This is a genomic window from Lysobacter enzymogenes (assembly GCF_017355525.1).
Classification (GTDB): Bacteria; Pseudomonadota; Gammaproteobacteria; order Xanthomonadales; family Xanthomonadaceae; genus Lysobacter; species Lysobacter enzymogenes_C.
The window spans coordinates 5,267,649-5,291,774 of record NZ_CP067395.1 but is presented as its reverse complement, the minus strand read 5'-3'; the positions used below and the strand labels follow the sequence as shown (position 1 = coordinate 5,291,774).

Sequence of the window (24,126 nt, the reverse complement as noted above, 5' to 3'; positions counted from 1 at the left end):
TCATTCCCCGCGCCTGGCCTTTCACTCGTCGGGGTCGAACATCTCGCCCAGCGCCTCGGCCAGCATCGCCCCGGTCACCGGCTTGCGCAGGAAGCGGTCGAAGCCGGCGCGGCGCGCCTGCGGTTCGGCCTCGGCGTCGGCGCGCGCGGTCACCGCGACCAAGGGTTGGGCGAAGCCCTGCGCGCGCAGTTGCCGCGCCAGGTCGAGGCCGTTGATGCCGGGCAGGTCGAGATCGAGCAGGGCCAGGTCGAACCGCGCCGTCGCGGTTTCCGCCAACGCCGCCAGGCCGTTGGCGACATGCGCGACGCGGTGGCCCTGGGTGCGCAGCAGTCCGGCGATGACTTCGGCCACGGTCGGATCGTCTTCGACCAGCAACACCGCGCGCGGGCCGATCCGCGGCCGCGCCAGCATCGGCTCGGCCGCGGTCGCGGCCGGCGTCGGCGCCTGCGCCTCGTGCAGCGGCAGGTCGAACACGAAGCGCGCGCCCTGGCCGGGTTCGCTGTGCACCGCGATCTGCCCTTCCATCGCCGCGGCCAGTTCCTGGCAGATCGCCAGCCCGAGCCCGCTGCCGCCGTAACGCGCCGCGGTGCGCGCGCCTTCGGCCTGTTCGAAACGGCGGAACAGGCGCTGCTTCTGTTCTTCGTTGAGGCCCGGGCCGGTGTCGCTGACTTCGAAACGCACGCCGTGCGGGCTCAGCCGCTCCACGCGCAGCGTGACCGAGCCCTGGTCGGTGAACTTGATCGCGTTGCCGAGCAGGTTCAGCAGCACCTGACAGACCCGGCTGGCGTCGCCGCGCAGGCCGCCCGGCGCGTCGGCGGCCACGTCCACGTCGAAGCGCAAACCGCGCTGCTGCGCCAGCGGCCGCATCAGGTCCGCGGCCTGCGCGACCAGCGCGCGCAGGTCGAACGGTTCGTGCGCGAGTTCGAGCTTGCCCGATTCGATCCGGGCCAGATCCAGCGCGTCGTTGACCAACCGCAAGAGGTGTTCGCCAGCGCGACGGATGGATTCCGTGTAGCCGCGCTGCTTTTGATCCAACGGCGTCTCGAGCAGCAACTCGCTCATCCCCAACACGCCCGTCATCGGCGTGCGCACCTCATGCCCCAGCGTCGCCAGGAACCGGGTCTTCGCCAGCGACGCCTGCTTGGCCACTTCGCGCTCGTGCTCGGCGCGCTGCCAGTTGAGCCGGCGCGCCAATCGCCGCCGGTACAGCATCGTGCCCCACCAGCCCGCCAGCGCCAGCAGGCCCAGCAGCGCCGCCAGCGCCGGCGGCGTGCGCCACCACGGCGGACGCACGTTGAATTCCAGCAAGCGCTCGGCCGCGGTGTTGCCGCTGGCGTCGATCGCGCGCGCGTGCAGCACGTAGCTGCCCGACGGCAGGCCGGCGAACACCCGCTCGCCGCTCTCGCCGACCGCGACCCAGTCGCTGTCGTAGCCTTCCAGGCGGGTGTAGTAGCGATTGGCCTGCGGATCGTCGAACGACAGCAGGCGCATCTGCACGCGCATCTCGCGGTCGTCCGGGGCCAGGGTCGGCAGCGCTTCGTAGCGCGAGGCGCGCTCGGAGCCCGACGGCCGCACCGGCCGGCTCAGCGGCAGCGGCACCCAGCGGCCGTGGCGGCGCACGTCGAGCTGGTGCCAGACCAGCCGCGGCTGGCGCGGCTTGGGATCCGGCCAGGCGGTGTCGATCAGCACCACGCTGCCGTCCGACAGCGACGCGGCCAGAGTGCCGTCGGCGGTCAGCACGCTGGCGCGGCGCAGGAACTCCTGGCTGCTCATGCCGTCCTGCACGCCGAAGCGGCGCAGGCGCAGTTGCTGCGGATCCCAGCGGAACAGGCCGCGCGCGGTCGGCAGCCACAGCCGCCCGCCGCGGTCGCGGAACAGGCCGCTGCCTTCGACCGCGGGAATGCCGCGCTCCACGCCGGCGCGGTCGCGCAGTTCCCAGCGGCCGCCTTCGCGCTGGTAGCGCTCCAGGCCGTTGAGCCGTTGCAGCCACAGGCTGTCCTTGTTCTCGAACACGAAGCCGAACACGCGGTCGCGCGGCAGGCCCGGCACCGGCGCCATGACGTTGCGCTTGGCGTCGCGGCTCAGCAGGCCTTCGCCGGAGGCGATCCATAGCGTGCCGTCGGGGGCGAAGCCGATGTTGTCGAAGTCGCCGTTGCCGATGCCCTGCTCCGGGCCGACCGCGATCGTGGCCAGGACCCGGCCGCTGTCGGGGTCGCGCTGTTGCAGGCCCTGGGTCAGGTAGGAAATCCACAGCGAGCCGTCGGGCGCGATCGCCATGCGGTCGGGCTCGCCGGGCAGGACCGGGTCGGGCGCGGTCTCGCCCCAGTCGCGCCAGGCGCCGGACGGATCGATCCGGATCAGGTTGTTGCGGCTGGTCGCCACCCACAGCCGGCCCTGCCGGTCCTCGACCGCGGTGTTCGGAATGCCGCCCTTGCCGAGCGCGTCGTGCGGGCCTTCGCTGACCGGCTCGACCACGCCGTCCTGGCCGAGCCGCTCGATCTCGCCGCGCGCGCCGATCAGCCAGAAGCCGCCGCGCGCCGACGGCGCCAGCGCGGTGTACAGCTCGCTGCTGAGGCTGCCGCGTTCGCGCGAGTACTGGGCGATGCGGCGCCAGTCCGGACGCAGGTAGCCGACGCCGACGCCGGCCAGCGGAAACCAGAACGAGCCGTCGTCCTGGCCGACGATCTGCTGCACCGGCCGCGCCGGCCGCGCCGGTCCCAGCGCCATCGGCGCCGGCACCGTCTGCGGCGTGGCCCGCCAGATGCTGCGCTGGGTGCCGAGCCAGAAGCTGCCGTCGCGGTCCGGCGCCAGGCTCAGCACCGCGTTGAGCTGGGCGAACATGCCGCTGTAGTCCGGATCGCTGAAGCGCCCGTCGCGCTCGCGCCGGTGCAGGCCGGTCTTGCTGCCGATCCACAGCTGCTCGCCGACCGGCGCGATCGAGAACACCCACGGCGCCGGGTCGTCGCCCGGCAGGGCGATGCGTTCGAAATCGTGGCCGGTCCAGCGCGCCAGGCCCTTGAAGGTGCCGATCCACAACTCGCCGCGCGCATCGAAGCTCAGGGTCAGCACGGTCGGCGACGGCAGGCTGCGCGGGTCGCCGTCCTTGGGCATGAAGCGTTCGATCCGGCCGTTGCGGTCGATCCGGTGCAGGCCGCCGCCGTAAGTGCCGAACCAGACCTCGCCGTTGCGGCTGGCGACGGTGAAGGTGTCGTCGCTGCCGATCTGCGGATGCTCGGCGCGGCGGTAATGGACGAAGCCTTCGCGGTGCGCGTCCATCATGCTCAGGCCGCGGCCCTCGGCAGCGACCCAGATGCGGTCGCGGTCGTCGACGTTGACCAGGGTCAGGTCGTTGCCGGGCAGCGAGCCGGGGTCGCCCGGCACGTGCCGCCACACCTTCATGCCGACGCCGTCGTAGCGGGCCAGGCCGTCGGTGGTCGCCAGCCACAGGTAGCCGGCATGGTCGAACGCCATGCCGTTGACCTTGCTCGACGGCAGCCCGTCGGCGACGCCGATGATGCGCGCGCGCGGCGCCTCGGGCACGCCGGCAGCGGCCGGCGGCGCGGCGAGCCAGGACGCGGCGGCGGCCAGGCCGGCGCACAGCAGCGCCCGCAGCCGCGCGCGCGGGCGCGGCGCGCCCGACCGCGGCGGCGCGCATAACAGCCTTGCCTGCATCCGGTTCCCTCCCGCTATGAAACAGGCCGTCCTGGCGGCGCACCGGCGGCGCCGCGGACAGCGAAACTGACGCCTCGCTGACAAACGGCTGACCGCATCGTGGCCGCCGGATTACGGTTTCCGTGACCGCATCCGGCACTTTCCCCGTGCATTAGGCTCGGCGATAGCGGCGCGCTAGGCAAGTCGCGAAACTTTCCGCCCGTTGCCCGCCTCGTTGTCCTCAGTACGCCGGAACGCCGAAACGGATCGTTGCGCGCGCCTGGACGCGGCCTTGCGCTGCTGTGCCTAGAATCCCTGCCGAACCTTGCCGGAGCTGCCATGTCTCTCAACCGCCCTTGCGCCATCGTCCTGGCCGCGCTCGCCGCGCTGCCCGGCGGCGCCGCGGCCGAGCCGCCGCAGGGCGCCGCCGCGGCCGACGCGCAGACGGCCGATGCGCAGGCGCCGGGCGCGCAGGCGGCGGCGCCGGACCCCAAGGGCGCGGCGGACTACGGCTTCGACCCGGTCCACACCCGGGTCATGTTCGCCCTGTCCCACGCCGGCTTCTCCCAGGCCATCGGCACCGTCTCCGGCGCCGCCGGCCGGCTGCGCTTCGACCCGGCCGACTGGCGCAGCGCCCGCCTCGACGTGCAGGTGCCGCTGACCCGGCTCGACCTCGGCGACGGCAAATGGAACAAGGCCGCGCTCGCGCGCAACCTGCTCGACGGCAGGCGCTGGCCGACCGCGCGCTTCGTCTCCGCGACGGTCGAGCCGGCCGCCGGCGACCCGCAGCGCTTCAAGGTCTGCGGCACCCTGAGCCTGCACGGCGTCGACGGCCCGCTGTGCCTGGACGTGAAGTTCAACGCGCTCAAGCGCCATCCGCTGCCGCCGTTCCACCGCACCGCCGGTTTTTCCGCGACCGCCACGCTGAGCCGCGCCGCGTTCGGCATCGACGCCTGGAAGTCGGTGATCGGCGACGAGGTGGAACTGCGCATCGAAGCCGAGGCGCTGCGCGACAAATACGTCGGCGACTCGCCCAAAGGCGCGGCCGACGCCGCCGGCGACGACGCCGAAAACGAATCCGTGCGACCCGACCCCGCACCCGCCCAGCCCGCCCGCGCCCGCGCGGAGCAGGCCCAGCCCAACCAGGAACCCCGCCCATGACCCTGAAGAACACCGCCGACCGCTGGGGCGCCGTCAGCCAGACCCTGCACTGGCTGATCCTGGTGATGATCGCGGGCCTGGCCATCGTCGGCCTGACCATGACCGACATGAGCAACGGGCCGTCGAAGATCAAGATCTACGCCCTGCACAAGTCCTTCGGCCTGACCTTGCTGGTGCTGGTGACGCTGCGCCTGGCCTGGCGCGTGTACGCCGGCGCGCCCAAGCCGGTCGCGGGCACGCCGCACTGGCAGGAACGCATCGCCTCGCTGACCCACTGGGCGCTGTACGCGCTGATGTTCGCGCTGCCGCTGTCGGGCTGGCTGTTCAATTCCACCGCCGGCTACCCGTTGCAGTACTTCGGCCTGTTCAACCTGCCCAAGCTGGCCGCGCGCAACGAAGAACTCGCCCAGCTCAGCCGCAACCTGCACGAATACGGCTTCTGGCTGCTGCTGGCGCTGGTGCTGGCGCACGCCGCGGCCGCGTTCTACCACCACCTGTTCCAGAACGACGACACCCTGACCCGGATGCTGCCGGGCCGGCGCCGCGCCGGCGCCGCGTCTTCCGAACCCGCTTCCCTGCCCCCCATTTCCCCGGAGAACCCCGATGCGCCTTAATTCCCTGGCCCTGGCCGCCGCCCTGCTCGTCGCCGCCGCGCCGGCGTTCGCCGCCGACTACGTCCAGCAGGCCGGCTCGACCCTGACCTTCGCCACCAAGTACCAGGGCGAAGTCTTCGCCGGCAACTTCCCCGGCTTCACCGCGCGGCTGAGCTTCGACCCGGCCAAGCTCGACGGCTCCAAGCTCGACGTGGTGATCCCGCTGGCCGGCGCCAACTCCAAGAATTCCGAGCGCGACGACACCCTCAAGGGCGGCGATTTCTTCGACATCGCCAAGTTCCCGCAGGCGCGCTACAGCGCGACCAAGTTCCGCAGCCTCGGCGGCAACAACTACGCCGCCGACGGCAGCCTGACCCTGCGCGGCGTCAGCAAGCCGGTGACCCTGACCTTCACCTGGACCGCGGGCGACAAGCCGGTGCTGGCCGGCAAGGCCACGGTCAAGCGCCTGGACTACAACGTCGGCGGCGGCGACTGGGCCGACACCTCGATCATTCCGAACGAAGTCGCGGTCAGCACCAAGGTGACGTTCGCGCCGGCGAAGTAAGCCTGCGCCGCAAACCGGAACGGGGCCTCACGGCCCCGTTTTCTTTGCGATCCGGGTTTACGGATCGCCCAACCACGCCGCCAGCTTCGCCGCATCGAACGGCCAATCCAGCTCTATCCCGCGCGCCTCGTCGCGCAACACCGGTACGCGCACGCCGTAGCGCTGCTCCAACCCCGCGTCCTCGTCGATGAAGACGCTCTCGAACTCCGGCGCGCGCGCCTGCGCCAGCACCGCCAGGGCCAGGTCGCACAGGTGGCAGTCGTCGCGTTGGAACAAAGTCAGCACAGTCGCTCCCCGATGAGTTCGCCGGCGCGCCTTCAATGCGCCCGGGTATGGCCGAACCGCGCGCTTCGCGGCGAAAACCGCGCCGCGTAGCGCCATCGGCCGCGCGTAGAATAAGCGTATACACCCCCCGCGGTGCGGACGCCGCCGGCGCCGCCCGCGCGGGACGCCAAGCAACGTCCGACCCCAGTTGGAGCAGCCAAACGTGGCAGTCAGCAGTTTCGACCTGTTCAAGATCGGCATCGGCCCGAGTTCCTCGCACACCGTCGGCCCGATGCGCGCCGCCGCGCGCTTCATCGAGCGCTGGCTGGTGGAAGGCTGCGGCAACGGCGAGCCCGGCGCCGATCTGGCCCGCACCGCGCGCGTGCGCGCCGAGGTGTTCGGCTCGCTGGCGCTGACCGGCCGCGGCCACGGCACCGACAAGGCGGTGCTGATGGGCCTGGAAGGGCATTGGCCGAACCAGATCGACCCGGACATCATTCCGGCGGCGCTGGAACGCATCCGCAAGAGCAAGCGCATCCACTTGTTCGGCCGCCACGAGATCGGCTTCGACGAGAAGCACGACCTCATCATGAACAAGCGCCAGAAGCTGCCGTTCCACACCAACGGCATGCGCTTCACCGCGTTCGACGGCGACGGCGAAGTCATCGCCACGCGCGATTACTACTCGGTCGGCGGCGGCTTCGTGGTCAACCAGGACGAAGCGGCCGAAGACCGCATCGTCGCCGACACCACCGACCTGCCCTACCCGTTCCATTCCGGCGACGAGCTGCTGGCGCAATGCGCGCGCAGCGGGCTGTCGATCGCCGAGCTGATGATGGCCAACGAGCGGGTCTGGCGCAGCGACGCCGAAATCAACGCCGGCCTCGACGAAATCTGGGCGGCGATGCAGTCCTGCGTGAACCGCGGCATCCGCGAGACCGGCACCCTGCCCGGCGGCCTGCACGTCTCGCGCCGCGCGCCGACGCTGCACGCCGAGCTGTCGGCCAAGCCTGAGGCGGCGATGCGCGATCCGCTGACCGTGCTCGACTGGGTCAACCTGTACGCGCTCGCGGTCAACGAGGAGAACGCCGCCGGCGGCCGCGTGGTGACCGCACCGACCAACGGCGCGGCCGGCATCATCCCGGCAGTGCTGCACTACTACGACCGCTTCTGCCCCGGCGCCAACCTGCAGGGCGTGCGCAATTTCCTGCTGACTGCGGCCGCGGTCGGCATCCTGTACAAAGAAAACGCCTCGATCAGCGGCGCCGAAGTCGGCTGCCAGGGCGAAGTCGGCGTGGCCTGTTCGATGGCCGCCGCCGGTTTGGTCGGCGCGCTCGGCGGCACTGCGAGCCAGATCGAAAACGCGGCCGAAATCGGCATGGAGCACAACCTCGGCCTGACCTGCGATCCGATCGGCGGGCTGGTGCAGATTCCGTGCATCGAGCGCAATGCGATGGGCGCGGTCAAGGCGATCAACGCCTACCGCATGGCCATGCGCGGCGACGGCAAGCACAAGGTCAGCCTGGACAAGGTCATCAAGACCATGCGCGACACCGGCCGCGACATGCAGGACAAGTACAAGGAAACCTCGCGCGGCGGCCTGGCGGTCAACGTCATCGAGTGCTGAGGACGCCGCCGGCGTGGACGCCCCGCTGCGGCACATCGACGACGGCCACGGGCTGTGGCGCTACGCCGGCCTGATCGAAGTGCGTTGCCCGCGCTGCGCGCGGCCGGGGCAGGTGCGCGCGCCGCGCGAAGACGGCCATCGCGAAGCGCGCTTCGCCTGCAGCGGCTGCGGCCTGCATGCGGCGACAGCGTCATGCTGCGGCCTGCACGCCGCGCACGGCGACTGGTACGGGCCGGTGCGCGTGTACGGACGGCGCCCTTGCGGTTACTGCGGGCATCAGTGGCTCAGCGTGAACCGGGTGTTCGAAGGCCGACCGACGCATACGCCGCAGCGGGTCGATGCGCGCTGCCCCTCGTGCGCGCGCGAAAGCGCGGTCGACGTACAGGCGCACCCGCATCGCGGGCATGAGCCGCGCGATCCGCACCTCGGCCTGCCGCTGCGCCTGCTCGAGCCGACCCGTTGCGGCCTGCTGTGGGCGTACAACGCGCAACACCTGGACGAACTGCGCCGCTACGTCGCCGCGAGCCAGCGCGAACGCATGCGCAGCGCCGGCAACGCTTCGATGATTTCGCGCCTGCCGGCGTGGATGAAGCTGGCGCGGCATCGCACGCTGATGCTCAAGGCGCTGGAGCGGATGAGCGCGCGCCTGGACGGCGATGACGACGGCGCGCACGCCGGCGGCAGCAGCGCGCGGCAGCGGCGCGGCTGACGATGCGCTGCGTGGTCCTGCCGGGACTCGACGGCGGCGGCGAGTGGCTGCACGAGTTCCTCGCCGCGATGGCGCCGCGCTTCGACGCGCGGGCGCTGGCGTATCCGAACGATCCGACGCTGGACTACGACGCGCTGGTCGAGTGGGCGTGGCCGCAGTTGCCGGCGCACGAACCGTTCGCGCTGATCGCCGAATCGTTCTCCGGTCCGGTCGCGATCCGTCTCGCCGCGCGGCGGCCGCTGCAGTTGAAAGCGCTGGCGCTGTGCGCCTCGTTCGCGTGCGCGCCGCGGCCGCCGTGGTCGCCGCTGGGACTGGCGGCGCTGCCGGCGTGGTTGCTGCATGCGGCGCCGCTGCGGCAGGCACCGCTGCCATGGGTCGAGCGCGCGGTGTTGGGCCGATGGTCGGATCCGCAGCGGCGCGAACGCTTGCGCGCGACGCTGGCGGCGCTCGATCCGGCGGTGTTGCGCGCGCGCCTGGGCGAAGTCGCGCGCGTCGATGCGCGCGCGGCGTTGGGCGATGTGGCGGTGCCGACGCTTTATCTGCGAGCTGCCGGCGATCGGTTGGTGTCGGCGGACAGCTGGGAGGAGATTCGCCGCGTCCGGCCGCAGGCCGAATGCGTCGCGTTGCAGGGGCCGCATTTCCTGCTGCAGGCGCGCGCGAAGGACGCGGCGGCGCAGATAGGCCGCTGGTTGGCAGCGTCGATGAAGGACCTGGCGAACTGAGCGCGCGGCGTCGAACCTGAAGACCCTCCACCTAAGCCCGGAACTTCATCGTGCGTGTGTGGGAGGGCCTTCAGGCCCGACGCTTTCGCCTCCGAAACCACACACCCGGCACAAACGAAAGGCCGTCTCTCACACTCGTTCATCCTCGCAGTCGCCTCTCGGGCACACCGCCCGCGCCGCCGCGATTTTCACCGCATTTTGCCGTGCAGCATGCGCTTACTATGGCCCGGAGCCCGCCGGAGCCAGCCGCTTATGCCAGCCCGCCTCAGCCGCCGCGACTTCCTCAAGTGCAGCGTGATCGCAGGCATCGGCGTGTACGTCGCCGCGCCCGGCAGCACCGCACTGGCCGCATTGTTCGAGACCGAACGCCTGCGGCCGGCCGCGTGGGATCCGGCCACCGGCCGCATCCGCTACCGCACCGACGCCACCGCGAAAGTCAGCGGCGAAAAGGTCTTCAGCTTCGACATGCGCTCGCGCGACCTGCCCGGCTGGCCGCGCGAGCAAGCCCACGCGATGCTGCTGCGCGCGACCCTGGCCGACCGCGTCTACCAAGGCTTCGACCTGTCATCGCTGCCGGCCGACCTGCAGCCCGACCGCGTCGTCGCCGCCGAAGACCTCGCCCGCGACGGCGTCGCGTTCCCCGCGTTCTACGGCGACGACCTGCTGCTGCCGCCCGGCAAGACCCCGGCCTATCTCGGCCAGGCCGTGGCCCTGCTGATCTGGAACGAGTTCGCCCGCTTCCGCGCCGCCAAGAGCCGGCTCAAGTTCCGCCCCGAGCTGATCCGCTGGGGCGAGGCCACCGGCCCGGTCGAGCGGGCGCCGTGGGCGACGTTCCGCTATGTGCGCGTCGGCGGCGAAGACGCCTACGCCGACGATGTCTATTCCAGCTACAAGGACACGGTGCTGTTCCCCACCGGCTATCGCAAGCACAACCCCGAGTGGGTCAAGGGCGATGCCGGCGGCAAGCTCGACGCGCAAGGCGTGGCCCACGCCGATGCGATGGAAGCAGAACTCGCCGCGCCCGCGCCGGGCAAGCTGGTGATCGAGCGCGAGTATTTCTCGCAATCCATCGACACCGCGGCGATGGAGCTGGACAACGCCAACGGCTGGTACGACGCCGCTACCGGAACCGTGCACCTGGTCAGCGCAACCCAATCGCCGAACGAAATCGCCGAAGACGGCGCGCGCATGCTCGCCGCGACCCGTTTCGGCGTGAAGCGGCTGGTGCTGCATCCCTGCTACACCGTCGGCTACGGTTCCAAGGACCACAGCCCGTTCCCGTTCATCGCGCTGATGGCCGCGCTGTACGGCGGCGGCCGTCCGGTGCGGCTGGCCAACGATCGCTACGAACAGTTCCAGTCCAGCCTCAAGCGCCACAGCTTCCGCATGCATTACCGCTTGCAGGCCGACCGCGCCAGCGGCCGCTTCGAAATCTTCCACGGCCGCATGACCGGCGACGGCGGCGGGCGGATGAATTTCTCGCCGTCGGTGTGCCTGGTCGCGGCGACCGCGGCGCAATCGATCTATTACTTTCCGCGCAGCGACCTCAGCAGCACCGTGATCGCCTCGCGCGCGCTCGACGCCGGCTCGGCGCGCGGCTACGGCACCTTGCAGAGCATGAGCGCGACCGAGATGCTGATCGACGAGATCGCCGCCGAACTCAAGCTCGACCCGATCGAACTGCGCCTGCGCAACGTGTTCGCCACCGGCATGAAGAACACCCAGGGCGCGATCCCGGCCGGCGCCCAGCGCGCGGACGAGGTGCTGCGCAAATCGCGCGGGCATCCGCTGTGGACCCAGCGCGAGAAACGCAAGCGCGAGTACGAAGCCGCGCATCCCGGCCAGCGTTACGGCGTCGGCTACGGCTGCGTGCAGAAGGACTACGGCACCGGCGGCGAAGCCGCGTTCGCCGAAGTCGCGCTGACGCCGCAGGGCCGCATCCGCCTGCGCCACATCGGCATCGAAATGGGCACCGGCATGGCCACCAGCCAGGCCGTGGTCTGCGCGAAGTGGTTGGGCCGCCCGGCCGACGAAGTGCTGACCGGCGAAACCGACTGGTCGGCGCTGCCGCTGCACGCCACCGACGACACCTGGCTGATGACCCAGGCGACGCAGGACGCGCACGTCGGCGATCCGCGCTGGACGCCGAACTACACCAGCCCGTCCAGCGCCAGCAACTCGGCGTTCTTCTTCAGCCACGCCACCCGCGAAGCGGCGCGGCTGGTGTTCACCCAAGGCCTGTGGCCGGCGGCGCTGGCGCTGTGGGGCCAGGGCTTCGGCGGCGGCCAGCTGGCGCCGCTGGCGGTGCGGCGCGAGGAGGCGCGCTGGGTCGACGGCAAGCTGACCGCGGGCGGTCTGCAACCGCTGGCCTTGGAGCGGCTCGCGGCCAAGGCGTTCGAACTCGGCTTGGCCACCGGCGCGACCGTGCACGGCTTCAATCGCTGGCAATGGGCCGAAGCCGAGTACCCGTTGTCCGGCGACGATGCGCGCCTGCCGCTCGACGGCGTCGCGCTGCGCTGGGGCGACGGCAGCCGCGCCGGCGCCGGCACGCCGACCGCCGACGGTTACCGCATGATCGAGCGCAGCCGCGCGCACTACCCGCCGGTCCAGCGCAACAACGCCGGCGTGACCTATTACTCGGCCATCGGCACGATCGCCGAAGTCGCGGTCGACACCGCGACCGGCAAGGTCGAGCTGCTGAACCATCATTCGATCCTCGAATGCGGCACGCCGATCGTCGAACAACTGGTATCGAGCCAGTTGCAGGGCGGACTGGCGATGGGCATCGGCCACGCGCTGCACGAGTTCCTGCCGCTGTACGAGGACGGCCCCGGCGACGGCACCTGGAACTTCAACCGCTACACCCTGCCGCGCGCGCGCGACGTGGCGGTGTGGGCGCAGAGCGGCGACATCCTGCCGCCGCTGTCGCCGACCGACGCGCCCAAGGGCATCGCCGAGGTGGTGATGATCTCGGTGGTGCCGGCGATCGCCAACGCGGTGACCCACGCCACCGGCCTGCGCCTGCGCGAGTTGCCGATCACGCCCGACAAGGTGCTGGCCGCGCTCGCGGCCGCGCCATCCGCGCCGCGCGCGCAGGAGGCCCACGCATGAGCCAGAGCAGCCTGCGCCTGAAGCCGCTGACGCTGCGGATCAACGGCCGCAGTTACGGCCCGGTCGAGGTGCCCGACGACATGATGCTGGTCGACGTGCTGCACGAATACCTCGGCCTCACCGGCACCCGCTTCGGCTGCGGCCAGGGCGTGTGCCGGGCCTGCACGGTGATCGTCGACGACGAACAGGGGCCGCGCGAGGTGCGCAGTTGCGTCACCGGCGCGCATTACTTCGAGGGCAAGGCGATCCGCACCGTCGAAGGCCATGCCAAACACGGCGCGGACGGCGCCTTGCAGGAATTGTCGGCGGTGCAGCAGGCGTTCCTGGATCACTTCAGCTTCCAGTGCGGGTATTGCACGCCGGGATTCGTCAATGCCGCGACGGTGCTGCTCGAACGCCTCGGCAAGCAGCCGGCGCGCGACTACGAACGCGAGGAAGTGCGCGCGCTGGTGCTGGAAGCGCTGAATCCGCATCTGTGCCGCTGCACCGGCTACGTGCGCTATTACCAGGCGGTCGAGGAACTGGCGCTCAAGCTGCCCAACGTGCGGGTGCGCGCCGCCGCGGAGACGCCGCGATGAGAAAGCGCCGGGTCAAACGCCTGATCCTTTGGCTGGCGCTGATCGCGCTGGCGTGGTTCGCGCTGGATGCCCTGGTCGGCTGGTGGTATCGCCGCGGTCCGGCGGTGCAAGTGACAGCGACGCCCGCGCAGATCGAACGCGGCCGCTACCTCGTCGCCGCCGCCGACTGCGCCGCCTGCCACACCGCCGACGGCGGCGCGCCGTTCGCCGGCGGGGTGCCGCTGGCCTCTCCGTTCGGCGTCATCCACGGCACCAACATCACGCCCGACGCCGAAACCGGCATCGGCCGCTACAGCGCCGACGACTTTTTCCACACCATCGCCCGCGGCGAAGCGCGCGACGGCCATCAGCTGTATCCGGCGATGCCGTATGTGTCGTACAAGACGATCCGGCGCGAGGACAGCGACGCGATCTACGCCTATCTGATGACGCGGCCGGCGGTAAAGCAGGCCAACCTCGCCAACGGCGTCGGCTTTCCGTTCAACATCCGCACCGGCATCCACGCCTGGAATCTGCTGTTCGCCGGCGCGCAGGCGCGACCGGCGTCGCAGGGGCGATCGCCGGAATGGAAGCGCGGCGAGTACTTGGCCGAAACCCTGGGCCATTGCGGCGAATGCCACAGCCCGCGCGGCTGGCTCGGACAGGTGGACCGTTCGCGGCCGCTCGCCGGCAACGACACCCTCGGCCGGGTCGCGGCGCCGGACATCACGCCGCAAGGCCTGGCCCAGCGCGGCTGGGATCGCGACGCGTTGCAGGCCTACCTCGCCCGCGGCCTCGCCGCGCACGCGGTCGCTTCCGACGAAATGCTCAAGGTGGTGAACCTGTCGACCAGCCGGCTCGAGCCCGGCGACATCGGCGCGATCGCGACTTACTTGCTCGGCGACCAGCCGCCCGCGGCCGTGCCCTTGCCCGCTGCGAACCTTTCCGGCGACGGCACGCCCGCGCAGGCGCGCTACTTCGCGCTGTGCGCCGGCTGCCACGGACGCGACGGCCAGGGCGTGCCGCACGTCGCGCCGGCCTTGCGCGGCAACAGCAGTCTGCGCGATCCCAATCCGCACAACCTCATCGTCGCGATCCTGGACGGATTGCCCGAGCACGATCTGCCGGGGCTGGAGCGGATGCAGGAGATGCCCGGCTTCGCCGATCAGCTCAGCGATGCGCAGGTTGCGGAACTGTCGCAATGGTTGCGCGTTCGCTACGGCGGGCAGAGCGCGCAGGTATCGGTCGCCCAGGTGAAGGGTTTGCGCGAGAGCGGCGGCGAGCACTGAAACGGCGCGCAGGGCCGCACCCAAAGGCGTCGGGCCTGAAGGCCGGACGCCCTGCGCGCCCATCGCCAGAATCCAACACCGCGCAACAGGTACGATCCCTGCATCCCCATCGCACCGAGCCCGCCATGCGCCGCTACATCCTCGCCTCGCTGCTGCTCCTGCTGGCTCCCGCGCTGCACGCCGAGCCGGCACCCAAGTCCGCCGCCTACGGCGCCGAACTCGAAGGTTTCGACTATCCCTACCCCGTGCAACGCTACCGCTTCGACTCGCAGGGCGAATCGGTGCAGATGGCCTACCTCGACGTGCGCCCCGAACGCGGCAACGGCCGCACCGTGGTGCTGCTGCACGGCAAGAACTTCTGCGCCGCGACCTGGGAATCGGCGATCGCCGCTTTGCGCGGCGCCGGCTACCGGGTGATCGCGCCGGACCAGCTCGGCTTCTGCAAATCGAGCAAGCCCGCGCATCACCAGTACAGCCTGCACGAGCTGGCCGCCAACACCCACGGCCTGCTCGCCTCGCTCGGCATCGAGCGCGCCGACATCGTCGGCCACTCGATGGGCGGCATGCTCGCCGCGCGCTACGCGCTGATGTATCCGCAATCGACCCAGCGCCTGCTGATGGTCAACCCGATCGGCCTGGAAGACTGGAAAGCGCTCGGCGTGCCGTGGCGCAGCGTCGACGAGAACTACGCGCGCGAGCTCAAGACCACGGCGGCGACGATCCGCAAGTATCAGCAGGACGTCTACTACGGCGGCCAGTGGAAGCCCGAGTATCAGCGCTGGGTCGACATGCTCGCCGGCCTCTACGCCGGGCCGGGGCGCGAGCGCGTGGCCTGGAACCAGGCGCTGACCTCGGAGATGGTGTTCACCCAGCCGGTCGTGCACGAGTTCGCGCGCCTGCGCGTGCCGACCACGCTGTTCGTCGGCCAGCGCGACCGCACCGCGATCAATCGCGATCTGGCCGACGATGCGCTCAAGGCCAGGCTCGGGCTGTATCCGGAACTCGGCCGCGCCGCGGCGCGCGCGATCCCGTCGGCGAAGCTGGTGGAGTTCGAAGACCTGGGCCATTCGCCGCAAGTGGAAGCGCCGCAGCGCTTCGAAGCGGCGCTGCTGGATGCGCTGCGCGAGTGAGGTCACGCCGGGCAGGCGCCGCTGGCTGAGCGAACCGCGTCGGGCCTGAAGGCCCTGCCACAACAAAAATCATCGCCGCTCGCAACGGCGGCAGCTCTGCGCGACCGGCCTTCGGTTCGGGCGCGTCGGCGCCGAGGCCCATCCCACAACCAAAACCGCTCTCGCGCAGAACGCCGGGCGGGTTTCGCTGCGGGAAGGCTCCAGCCTCGACGCTGTCCGATCCATTTGTCGCGCTGCCACCCGGGCCAGGAGCGTCCGGCCTCAAGACCCTCCCGCGCTTCGCCCCGCAGCGCAGCATTCGCTGCGCGCATTTTTGACTCGCGAGCCTACTTCCCTGTCCATTGGACATCGAACCAAGTCACTGTTTTTCCAAGACCTCTCGCGCCACCACCGCGTTGCGCCGCAGCAAACGACGCCATTTCGCGCAAACGTTGTCACGAGGTTCTGTGAACCAGCGCGCAAAGACTCGGACAGTTGGTTGACAACGTTGTCACGCGCGGCCAGTTTCCCCATCGCAACGGCGGGCCGACCGGTTCGCCGGCGCGGCCGCCGGAGGGACAGCAAGCGCAATACGACGAAGTCGCGGCCCGGCCGCGCTCGTCGCCGAAGAATTCGCGCACGGCCGGTTTATCGCACCGGCCCGGCCGCCTCGGGCGGCGGTGCGCCGCACTACCGCAACACCCCACGACGGCGCGACGACGCCGATCGACGAGGAGGCCCGAGCCTCCCATGCACATCGGAAGGTTCGACGACCTTCCTTCGACACGGGCGGGAAATCGCCGTCGGCCGAGTGCGGCCGGCGAAGTCTTGACTATGCATCGGGAGAGAGGAAGCACCATGAGACACGCACGGTCCGCCAACCTGCTGTTGCTGACGGGCATGCTCGCCGCGTCGTCGATATCGACGGCCTACGCGCAAGCCGCCTGCAGCGGCGTTCCCGCCTGGAACGCCTCCGCCATCTACGCCGCCGGCGACAAGATGACGTACCAGAACCGCCTGTACCAAGCCAACGGGCCGATCTGGAACACGCCGCCGAACTATTGCCCGAGCTGCAACTACTACGCCGACCTCGGCGCGTGCAGCACCGGCCCGGTCAACCAGCCGCCGACGGTGAGCCTGACCGCGCCGAGCAACGGCGCGACCTACAACGTCGGCGCCAACATCGCCGTCAGCGCCAACGCCGCCGACAGCGACGGCAGCGTCGCCAGCGTCGAGTTCTTCCGCGGCGGCGCCTCGCTCGGCGTCGACACCACCGCGCCGTACAGCGTGACCTGGAACAACGCCACCGCCGGCAGCCACAGCTTCACCGCCGTGGCCAAGGACAACCAGAACGCGACCACCACCTCGGCCGCGGTCAGCATCACCGTCAGCGGCGGTTCCAGCGACACCACCCCGCCGAGCGTGCCGGGCGGCCTCGCCTCGCCGTCGCAGACCTCCAGCAGCGTGTCGCTGAGCTGGAACGCCTCGACCGACAACGCCGGCGGCAGCGGCGTGGCCGGCTACGACGTGTACCGCAACGGCAGCCTCGCCGGCTCGCCGAGCGCGACCAACTACACCGTCAACGGCCTCAACGCCAGCACCAGCTACACCTTCACCGTGCGCGCGCGCGACAACGCCGGCAACGCGTCGGCGCAGAGCGCGTCGATCAGCGCGACCACCAAGCCGGCCACGCCGGGCGGCAGCAAGAAGGTGATCGGCTACTTCGCCCAGTGGGGCATCTACGGCCGCAACTACCGGGTCAAGAACATCGACACCAGCGGCACCGCGGCCAAGCTGACCCACATCAACTACGCCTTCGGCAACGTGCGCAACAACCGCTGCGAAGTCGGCGTGACCGTTCCGTCCGATCCCAACACCGGCGCCGGCGGCGACGCGTTCGCCGATTACACCAAGGCCTTCCAGGCCGGCGAGAGCGTCAGCGGCGCGAGCGACACCTGGGACCAGCCGCTGCGCGGCAACTGGAACCAGCTCAAGCAGCTCAAGGCCAAGTACCCGGGCCTGAAGGTGCTGATCTCGCTCGGCGGCTGGACCTGGTCGCGCGGCTTCCCGAGCGCGGCGAGCGCGGCGAACCGCCAGGCCTTCGTGGCTTCGTGCGTCGACGCCTACATCAAGGGCAACCTGCCGGTCACCGACGGCGCCGGCGGCGCGGGCGCGGCGGCGGGCGTGTTCGACGGCATCGACATCGACTGGGAATACCCGGTGGTGTGCGGCATCGACTGCCCGGCGGCGCAGCGTCCCGAGGACAACGCCAACTTCACCGCGCTGATGGCCGAGTTCCGCCGCCAGCTCGATGCGGTGCGTCCGGGCCTGTTGCTGACCGTCGCCGTCGGCGCCGGCATCGACAAGATCCGCGTGACCAATCCGGGTGCGTACCACCAGTACCTGGACTACATCAACGTGATGACCTACGACTTCCACGGCGGCTGGGATCCGGGCACCAACCATCATTCGGCGCTGTTCGCTTCGCCGAACGATCCCTCCACCGGCGACGTCAAGCTGTACAACTCCAACGACGCGCTGGAAGCCTTCCTCTCGCGCGGCGTGCCGGCGGCCAAGCTCAACCTCGGCATCGGCTTCTACGGCCGCGGCTGGACCGGCGTGAGCAACGTCAACAACGGCCTGTACCGTCCGGGCAGCGGCCCGGCCCCGGGTACGTACGAGGCGGGCATCGAAGACTACAAGGTGCTCAAGAACAAGGCCGGCACGATCTACACCGACAACACCGCGGTGGCGACCTGGAAGTACGACGGCAACACCTTCTGGAGCTACGACACCCCGGCGCTGATCGGCCAGAAGATGCAGTACGTCAAGACCCAGAACCTCGGCGGCGCGTTCTTCTGGGAGTTCAGCGGCGACGACGAGCAGGGCTCGCTGGCGACCGCGATCAGCAACGGCCTGAAGTAATCCCCGCTCTGGCTCCATCGCTCTGAAGCCCCTCTCCCGCTTGCGGGGTGAGGGGCAGCGTTAGCGAGCCATTGGCTCGCGCTGCCCCGAACGCCCGAACGCTATGCGTTCGGGCCGGGGCAGGGTTGGGGTGAGGGCAACCCACCCACCGTCTTCTGCTGAAACGCGCATGCGTTTCGAAGTCCAAGTTTTGCAAAGCCCTGGCGAGCGATACGCCCTGGCGATCTGCAGCGGAGCGCCGGTCATCCCCCCGATCGGCGCTCCGATTTCGTTTTCGCGATCCGCACGCCGGCGCCCGGCGCGATTCAATCCACCGGCCGCCACACCGGCTTGCCGTCGCGCCCCGGCACCTGCCGCAGTTGCGCGGGCATCAGGTACAACGCGTCCAGCACCAGTTGCGGCGGCAGGTCCTCGATGCGGTCGACCGCGTCGTCGTATTCCGGCGGCAACAGGAACGCGACGCTCTCGGCGCGATCGAGGTACAGGAACTGGTTGTGCAGGTGCATCGCCTTGAGCAGCGGGCTCGGCGCGCCGGCGACCAGCTCGCGCACGCTCATGCCGGCGCGCGCATAACCGAACAAGCGGCCGCGGTAACCGGCCAACGCCGCCAGATTGACCACGGCGAAATCGCGGTTGTCGACGATCAGCAGCACGGCTTCGCCGATGCGCACGCAGGTATAGCGCGGGTCCTGCGCGGGCCACTGCGCCACGCGATGGCGCGGTTCCAGCGCGACCACGCGCTCCAGCGCGCTCTCGCCCAGGACGAAGCCGCCGAGACCGCGGCCGGGAACGATGTCGGCATCCAGATCGATCATCGCGGCAGTCTAGCGCCGCCGCTGCGCGCCCGAGCGATGCGCGCTCAGCGCGTGCGCGCCGGCTTGTTCCTGATCTTCGGCGGCGCCGGCGCGGCCGGCGCGGCGACGGGGCCGTGGGTCGACGCCGCCACCCGCTGCGCCGCGTTGGCGCGGATGTCCATGTAGAACAGCTGATAGTCGTTGACGTGCTGGTCGCCGCCGAACCACCACTGCCGCCATTCGCCGTCGGGCAGCGTGGTCTGCAGCAGGCCGTCGTCGTCGCAGCGCGCGCTGACCCGCCGCGGCTGCGGCTCGGGCAGCGGACGGTTGCGTTCGGCGTGCAGCGCGCCCAGGTGCGCGGACAAGGGGCTGGGTTCGCGGTCGGCGCGCCAGGTCACCGGGTTCACGCACAGCAGGCGCGGCCGCTCGACGCTGCGGAAGCCGCCGGGATACCACGCCCGCACCCGCTCGAAACGCTTGGGCCGCTCGCCCGGATCGAACGCGCCGGACTCGATCGTGTTGTAGAACACCGCGCAGCCGGTCTGCTGCGGCGTCGCGCACAGCGCGATGCCCGGCACGGTCTGCTGCAACGCGTCCTGCGGCACCGCCGCGCCGATCAGATAGGCCGCGACCAGACGCTTGCGCAGCGCCGGATCGGGAGCGAGGTCGGACATCAGTTCCGACAGCAGGCGCAGGCCGTGGCCGCTGCCCTGGCTGTGCGCGGCGATGATGAACGGCCGGCCGTGCGAGCGCTGGCCGATGAACTCGTCGAACGCCGCGCGCACATCGCGGTAGGCCAGGTCCAGCGCCTTGTCGCGGTCGGCATCGGAGTCGGACAGATAGCCGTTGAGGGTCATCTGCCGGTAACGCGGCGCATAGATCCGGCCGACCTCGTTGAAGGCGCTGGCCTGCGCGCGCAGGGCGAACTCGGTGCCGCGGTTGGCGTCTTCGTCGTCGAGCGGCTGGTTCCAGCCGGCGCGGCTGAAATAAGTGGTGGGATGGATGTAGAACACGTCGACCGCGGCGTCGGCCTGGCGGTTGCGCATGCCGATCGGGGTGGCGTCGGCGCCGTCGCGCTTGTCCGGCAGCGCCGCCCAGTAGCGCGCGTCGCGGTAGTCGGGCGCGGCCGGTTCGGCCGTGCGGTCGAACTCGCGCTTGGGGTCCAGCACCATCCGCTTCACCGGCGCGACCACCCGCTTCATCGGCGAACAGCCTGCGCTGCACGCCAAAGCGACCGCCACCAGCCAACCCGCGCCGTTCTTCATGCCCACCTGCCCGTGTCGGAGTGCCGATCCGGCCGGAACGATTCCGGCCGGGCCGCGCGGCATTCTAGGACGACCGCGCGGCGCTTGTCGGCCGATTTGCGCGGATTATGTGGTGCCCGGATGTAGCCGCCGCGTCGGAACGCTTCGCAGTGTGTAACAAAGAGTGACGGCCTGCGGATTGGCGGCGTGCGCTGTGGCAGGCGCGGTCGCAAAGGCTGGCTCGCACGGCGCCGCGGACGCCGGCCTCGCGGCAAGGATTCGAAAGCCGGCGCCGCAGCGCGGTTTCGAATCCCGGCCCGGCCGGCATCAACCGACCAGACGCAGCACGTCGTCGAGCAAGCCCGCGGCGGTGACCTCGGCGCCGGCGCCGGGGCCCTGGATCGCCAGCGGCTGGGCGCGGTAACGGTCCGACCAGATCGCGACTTTGTTGTCGGTGCCGGCGCCGGCGGCGAGCGGGTGATCGCCCGGCAGCGACTGCAGGCCGACCCGGGCGCTGACGCGGCCGTCGTCGGCGCGCTCCAGACGGGCGATGAAGCGCAGCTTCTCGCCGTTCTTGTAGGCCTGCGCGTAGCGCTCGCGCAGCGGCGCGTCGAGCGCGGGCAGCGCGGCGTCGACGCCTTCGCGGCTGAGGATCGCCAGCTCCGGCGGCACCAGCGAGGCGACCTCGACCTCGCCCGCGTCCAGCGCCACCCCGGCCGCGCGCGCCAGGATCAGCAGCTTGCGCCGCACGTCTTCGCCGGACAGGTCGTCGCGCGGGTCCGGCTCGGTGTAGCCGGCGTCGCGCGCCTGCCGCACCAGCGCCGAAAACGGGCGCATGCCGTCGTATTGGTTGAACAGCCACGCCAGCGAACCCGACAGCACCCCGGCGATGGCGTGGATGCGGTCGCCGCCGGCCTGCAGTTCGCGCAAGCTACGCAGCAGCGGCAAGCCCGCGCCGACCGTGGCGCTGTCGCCGTAGCCGGCGCCGCCGAGCGCGCAGGCCTCGCGGATCGCGCGCCAGCGCGCCAGGGTCGTGCCCTGGCCGATCTTGCATGCGGTGACCACGTGGATGCCCTGCGCCAGCCACTGCGCGTGGCGTTCGGCGACCGCTTCGCTGGCGGTGGCGTCGATCACCACGCGCGCGCCGCGGCCGTCGGCCAAGGCTTCGGCGACGGCGTCGAGCGAGCTGCGCTGATCCGACGCGGCCAGCGCGCTGGCCGCATGCTCGGGCACGATGCCGCCGGCGTCGGCCGCGGCGCGGCGCGAATTGGCCACGTGCACCAGTTGCAGGCGTTCGCCGAGCGGACCGCCGCGCCAGCCGCCCAGGCGCGCCAGCACCGCGCCGCCGACCGTGCCGGTGCCGAGCAAGGCCACCCGCGCAGGCGCCGCGCCGACCGTTGGGGAGGGACGCAGCGCCGGCGCCTGCGCGACGGCTTCGGACCCGTGCAGGGCGCTGGCGACGGCGCTCATCGTTTCGCGCGCGCCGTCGTCGCCACCGCCGCGCTGGCGCGGTCGAGAGCGGCGGTGAGGTCGGCGACCAGATCGTCGACGTGTTCGATGCCGACCGACAGGCGCAGCAGGCCGTCGCCGATGCCGGCGGCGGCGCGCGCTTCCGGCGACATCGCCGCATGGGTCATGGTCGCCGGGTGCGCGACCAGGCTTTCCACGCCGCCGAGCGATTCGGCCAGGGTGAAACAGGTCAGCCCTTCGACGAACGCGCGCACCGCTTCCTCGCCGCCTTCGATCTCGACGCTGAGCATGGCGCCGAAGCCCTTCTGCTGGCGCGCGGCCAGGGCGTGGCCCGGATGCGAGGCCAGGCCCGGGTAATGCACCACGCGCACCGCCGGGTGGCTGTCGAGCAGCTCGGCGATGGCCTGGGTGTTTTCCTGGTGCACGCGCAGGCGCGCGTCGAGCGTGCGCAGGCCGCGCAGGGTCAGGAAGGCGTCGAACGGCGAACCGGTCAGGCCGAGCGCGTTCGCCCACCAGGTCAGCTGCTGATGGTGCTCGGCGGTCTTCGCGACCACCGCGCCGCCGACCACGTCGCTGTGGCCGTTGATGTACTTGGTGGTCGAATGCACGACCAGGTCCGCGCCGAACGAGATCGGCCGCTGCAACGCCGGCGACAGGAAGGTGTTGTCGACCACGGTCAGCGCGCCGGTGGCGTGCGCGGCTTCGATCACGAAGCGCAGGTCGGTGATGCGCAGCAGCGGATTCGACGGGGTTTCGATCCAGACCACGGCCGGATTCGTCGCCAGCGCCTCGGTCAGCGAGCGCGGGTCGGTCAGGTCGGCGGTGACCAGTTCGAACGCGCCCTTGGCGGCCAGCGCGTTGAACAGGCGCCAGCTGCCGCCGTAGCCGTCGTGCGGCACCACGATGCGGTCGCCGGGCTTGAGGAAGGCGTGCAGCACCAGGGTGATCGCCGACATGCCGGTCGAGGTGATGACGCCGCCGGCGCCGCCTTCGAGTTCGGCCAGCGCTTCGCCGAGCAGGTCGCGGGTCGGGTTGCCGCTGCGGGTGTAGTCGTACTGGCGCTTGTCGTTGAAGCCGGCGAAGCTGAAGTTCGACGACAGCACGATCGGCGGCGTCACCGCGCCGTACGCGGCGTCGCGGTCGATGCCGGCGCGGACCGCGGCGGTGCAGGCGTTGCGGGCGAGGGTCGGGGTCGATTCGGTGGTCATGCGGGCCGCTCCGTAGGGTTGAATGCTCAGGCGGCCACCGACGTACAGTCGGCCAACGCTTCGCGAAGAATGGTGTCGATCTGGGACTGTTCTTTGAGGCAGGCGTCGTGCCCGTAGATCGAGCGCAGCACGCGCAGGCGGGTTTCGCCGCGCAGGCGCTCGATCAGGTCGTAGGACTCGCTCAGCGGGATCAGCCGGTCTTCGCTGACCGCGACCACGGTGACCGGCACGCGCACCGCGGCCGGGTCGAGCTGCTGCAGGTCGATGGATTCGGACAGGCGCAGGAACGCGGTCGGCGAGGTGCGGGCGACGTACTTGTTGCCGCAATGGTCGAGGTAGTCCTCGGCGTCGACGCGCACGCGGCCATCGACCACCTGCGCGGCGCCGAAGCGCTCGGCGAATTCTTCCGGGGTGCGGTAGCTCAGCACCGCCAGTTCGCGCGCCAGCGCCAGGCCCTGGGCTTCGTCGCACTGCAGGGCGCCGAGCGCGACCGCGCGGCGTTGCAGCGCGCGCCACGCGGCGGCGTAGGGATGGGCGCGGTGGGTGCCGCTGATCGAGACCAGCGCGTCGAGCCGCTGCGGATGGCGCGCGGCGAACTGCAGGCCGACCATCGCGCCGTAGGAATAGCCGACGAAGGCCTGCAGGCGCTCGATCCGCAGCGCGTCGAGCAGCGCGGCGACGGCGTCGGCCTGGTCGGCCGGGTCGATCGCGAAGTCGAGCGTGCCGTCGGCGCCGAGCCAGTCGAACGACACCAGGCAATGCCGCGCCGGATCCAGCGAGCGGCCGGCGCCGACCTGGTTTTCCCACCAACCGCCCTCGCCGAACTCGCGGCTCGGCGCCAGATGGCGGTGCGCGGAGATGCCGCCGGCGACGAACAGCGCCGGCAGCGCGCGGTCGCCCTGGATTTCGTAGCGCAGGCGCAGCGAGCGGCGGCCGGCGTGGCGCAGTTCCAGTTCGATCGCGATTTCGCCGCGGACGGCGCCGGGGCGCGTCACCGGCGCACGCTCGAACGCGGCGGCCGAAGCGGCGAAGGACACGTAGGAATCGCTGCGCTCGGCGCTGGCGGTACGGCTGTCGGCGGTGCTGGGGGCGAAGCTCATGGCGGGCATCCGTGAAGTGAACGGGCC

19 protein-coding genes are annotated in these 24,126 nt (G+C 71.0%); 11 read left to right on the top strand and 8 right to left on the bottom strand.

Features of this window, described 5'->3' with window-relative positions; translation table 11 throughout:
- Nucleotides 1–21: 21 nt before the first annotated feature.
- Complete coding sequence (locus tag JHW38_RS22285; protein ID WP_207523474.1) at nucleotides 22–3,672, bottom strand: hybrid sensor histidine kinase/response regulator; 3,651 nt, start codon at nucleotides 3,670–3,672, stop codon at nucleotides 22–24.
- Between the two features lie 318 nt (nucleotides 3,673–3,990).
- Between JHW38_RS22285 and JHW38_RS25815 the strand changes: the two genes are divergently transcribed.
- The 3 genes from JHW38_RS25815 to JHW38_RS22270 are packed head-to-tail and all read left to right on the top strand — an operon-like array spanning nucleotide 3,991 to nucleotide 5,970.
- Nucleotides 3,991–4,812, top strand: coding sequence for a YceI family protein (locus JHW38_RS25815; RefSeq protein WP_207523473.1), 822 nt, complete (start codon nucleotides 3,991–3,993; stop codon nucleotides 4,810–4,812).
- Complete coding sequence (locus JHW38_RS22275; RefSeq protein ID WP_207523472.1) at nucleotides 4,809–5,426, top strand: cytochrome b; 618 nt, start codon at nucleotides 4,809–4,811, stop codon at nucleotides 5,424–5,426. Before JHW38_RS25815 ends, JHW38_RS22275 begins: the two co-directional genes overlap by 4 nt.
- Entirely contained in the window at nucleotides 5,416–5,970 is a 555-nt protein-coding gene (locus JHW38_RS22270) for a YceI family protein (RefSeq protein WP_207523471.1), read from the top strand. Before JHW38_RS22275 ends, JHW38_RS22270 begins: the two co-directional genes overlap by 11 nt.
- Nucleotides 5,971–6,027: 57 nt before the next feature.
- Here JHW38_RS22270 and JHW38_RS22265 read toward each other — a convergent pair whose 3' ends face one another.
- Nucleotides 6,028–6,255, bottom strand: a complete 228-nt coding sequence (locus JHW38_RS22265) for a glutaredoxin family protein (RefSeq protein ID WP_207523470.1) — start codon at nucleotides 6,253–6,255, stop codon at nucleotides 6,028–6,030.
- Between the two features lie 202 nt (nucleotides 6,256–6,457).
- Here JHW38_RS22265 and JHW38_RS22260 point away from each other — a divergent pair, with 202 nt between their 5' ends.
- From JHW38_RS22260 to JHW38_RS22250, 3 genes are read left to right on the top strand one after another with little or no spacing between them, the layout of a single operon-like run.
- Nucleotides 6,458–7,861 (top strand): L-serine ammonia-lyase, encoded by a 1,404-nt coding sequence (locus tag JHW38_RS22260; RefSeq protein ID WP_207523469.1) that lies wholly within the window; start codon nucleotides 6,458–6,460, stop codon nucleotides 7,859–7,861.
- A 13-nt stretch (nucleotides 7,862–7,874) separates the two neighbouring features.
- Nucleotides 7,875–8,570, top strand: coding sequence for a hypothetical protein (locus JHW38_RS22255; RefSeq protein ID WP_207523468.1), 696 nt, complete (start codon nucleotides 7,875–7,877; stop codon nucleotides 8,568–8,570).
- A gap of 11 nt (nucleotides 8,571–8,581) precedes the next feature.
- Nucleotides 8,582–9,292 (top strand): alpha/beta fold hydrolase, encoded by a 711-nt coding sequence (locus JHW38_RS22250; RefSeq protein WP_207523467.1) that lies wholly within the window; start codon nucleotides 8,582–8,584, stop codon nucleotides 9,290–9,292.
- Nucleotides 9,293–9,337: 45 nt separating this feature from the next.
- Here the strand turns inward: JHW38_RS22250 and JHW38_RS26100 are convergent, their stop codons facing one another.
- A complete protein-coding gene (locus JHW38_RS26100; RefSeq protein WP_428995334.1) occupies nucleotides 9,338–9,397 on the bottom strand; it encodes a DUF6053 domain-containing protein in 60 nt (19 codons plus the stop codon).
- Nucleotides 9,398–9,544: 147 nt separating this feature from the next.
- Between JHW38_RS26100 and JHW38_RS22245 the strand changes: the two genes are divergently transcribed.
- The 5 genes from JHW38_RS22245 (at nucleotide 9,545) to JHW38_RS25810 (ending at nucleotide 18,283) form a co-directional block, all read left to right on the top strand.
- On the top strand, nucleotides 9,545–12,403 hold the full coding sequence (locus tag JHW38_RS22245; RefSeq protein WP_207523466.1) for a xanthine dehydrogenase family protein molybdopterin-binding subunit: 2,859 nt from the start codon (nucleotides 9,545–9,547) through the stop codon (nucleotides 12,401–12,403).
- Nucleotides 12,400–12,981, top strand: coding sequence for a (2Fe-2S)-binding protein (locus JHW38_RS22240; RefSeq protein WP_207523465.1), 582 nt, complete (start codon nucleotides 12,400–12,402; stop codon nucleotides 12,979–12,981). Before JHW38_RS22245 ends, JHW38_RS22240 begins: the two co-directional genes overlap by 4 nt.
- Complete coding sequence (locus JHW38_RS22235; protein WP_207523464.1) at nucleotides 12,978–14,249, top strand: c-type cytochrome; 1,272 nt, start codon at nucleotides 12,978–12,980, stop codon at nucleotides 14,247–14,249. Before JHW38_RS22240 ends, JHW38_RS22235 begins: the two co-directional genes overlap by 4 nt.
- Nucleotides 14,250–14,374: 125 nt before the next feature.
- On the top strand, nucleotides 14,375–15,379 hold the full coding sequence (locus JHW38_RS22230; protein WP_207523463.1) for an alpha/beta fold hydrolase: 1,005 nt from the start codon (nucleotides 14,375–14,377) through the stop codon (nucleotides 15,377–15,379).
- Nucleotides 15,380–16,216: 837 nt separating this feature from the next.
- Nucleotides 16,217–18,283, top strand: coding sequence for a glycosyl hydrolase family 18 protein (locus JHW38_RS25810; protein WP_428995271.1), 2,067 nt, complete (start codon nucleotides 16,217–16,219; stop codon nucleotides 18,281–18,283).
- A 305-nt stretch (nucleotides 18,284–18,588) separates the two neighbouring features.
- Here JHW38_RS25810 and JHW38_RS22220 read toward each other — a convergent pair whose 3' ends face one another.
- From JHW38_RS22220 to metX, 5 genes are all read right to left on the bottom strand, one after another.
- Nucleotides 18,589–19,098, bottom strand: coding sequence for a hypothetical protein (locus JHW38_RS22220; protein ID WP_207523462.1), 510 nt, complete (start codon nucleotides 19,096–19,098; stop codon nucleotides 18,589–18,591).
- A gap of 44 nt (nucleotides 19,099–19,142) precedes the next feature.
- Nucleotides 19,143–20,342, bottom strand: coding sequence for a DUF3089 domain-containing protein (locus JHW38_RS22215; protein ID WP_207523461.1), 1,200 nt, complete (start codon nucleotides 20,340–20,342; stop codon nucleotides 19,143–19,145).
- A 306-nt stretch (nucleotides 20,343–20,648) separates the two neighbouring features.
- Complete coding sequence (locus JHW38_RS22210) at nucleotides 20,649–21,791, bottom strand: homoserine dehydrogenase (RefSeq protein WP_207523460.1); 1,143 nt, start codon at nucleotides 21,789–21,791, stop codon at nucleotides 20,649–20,651.
- Nucleotides 21,788–22,999, bottom strand: coding sequence for an O-succinylhomoserine (thiol)-lyase (locus JHW38_RS22205; protein ID WP_207523459.1), 1,212 nt, complete (start codon nucleotides 22,997–22,999; stop codon nucleotides 21,788–21,790). Before JHW38_RS22205 ends, JHW38_RS22210 begins: the two co-directional genes overlap by 4 nt.
- 26 nt (nucleotides 23,000–23,025) lie before the next feature.
- Nucleotides 23,026–24,099: a homoserine O-succinyltransferase MetX gene (metX, locus tag JHW38_RS22200; protein WP_242691042.1), complete on the bottom strand. Its 1,074-nt coding sequence runs from the start codon at nucleotides 24,097–24,099 to the stop codon at nucleotides 23,026–23,028.
- Nucleotides 24,100–24,126 lie beyond the last annotated feature (27 nt).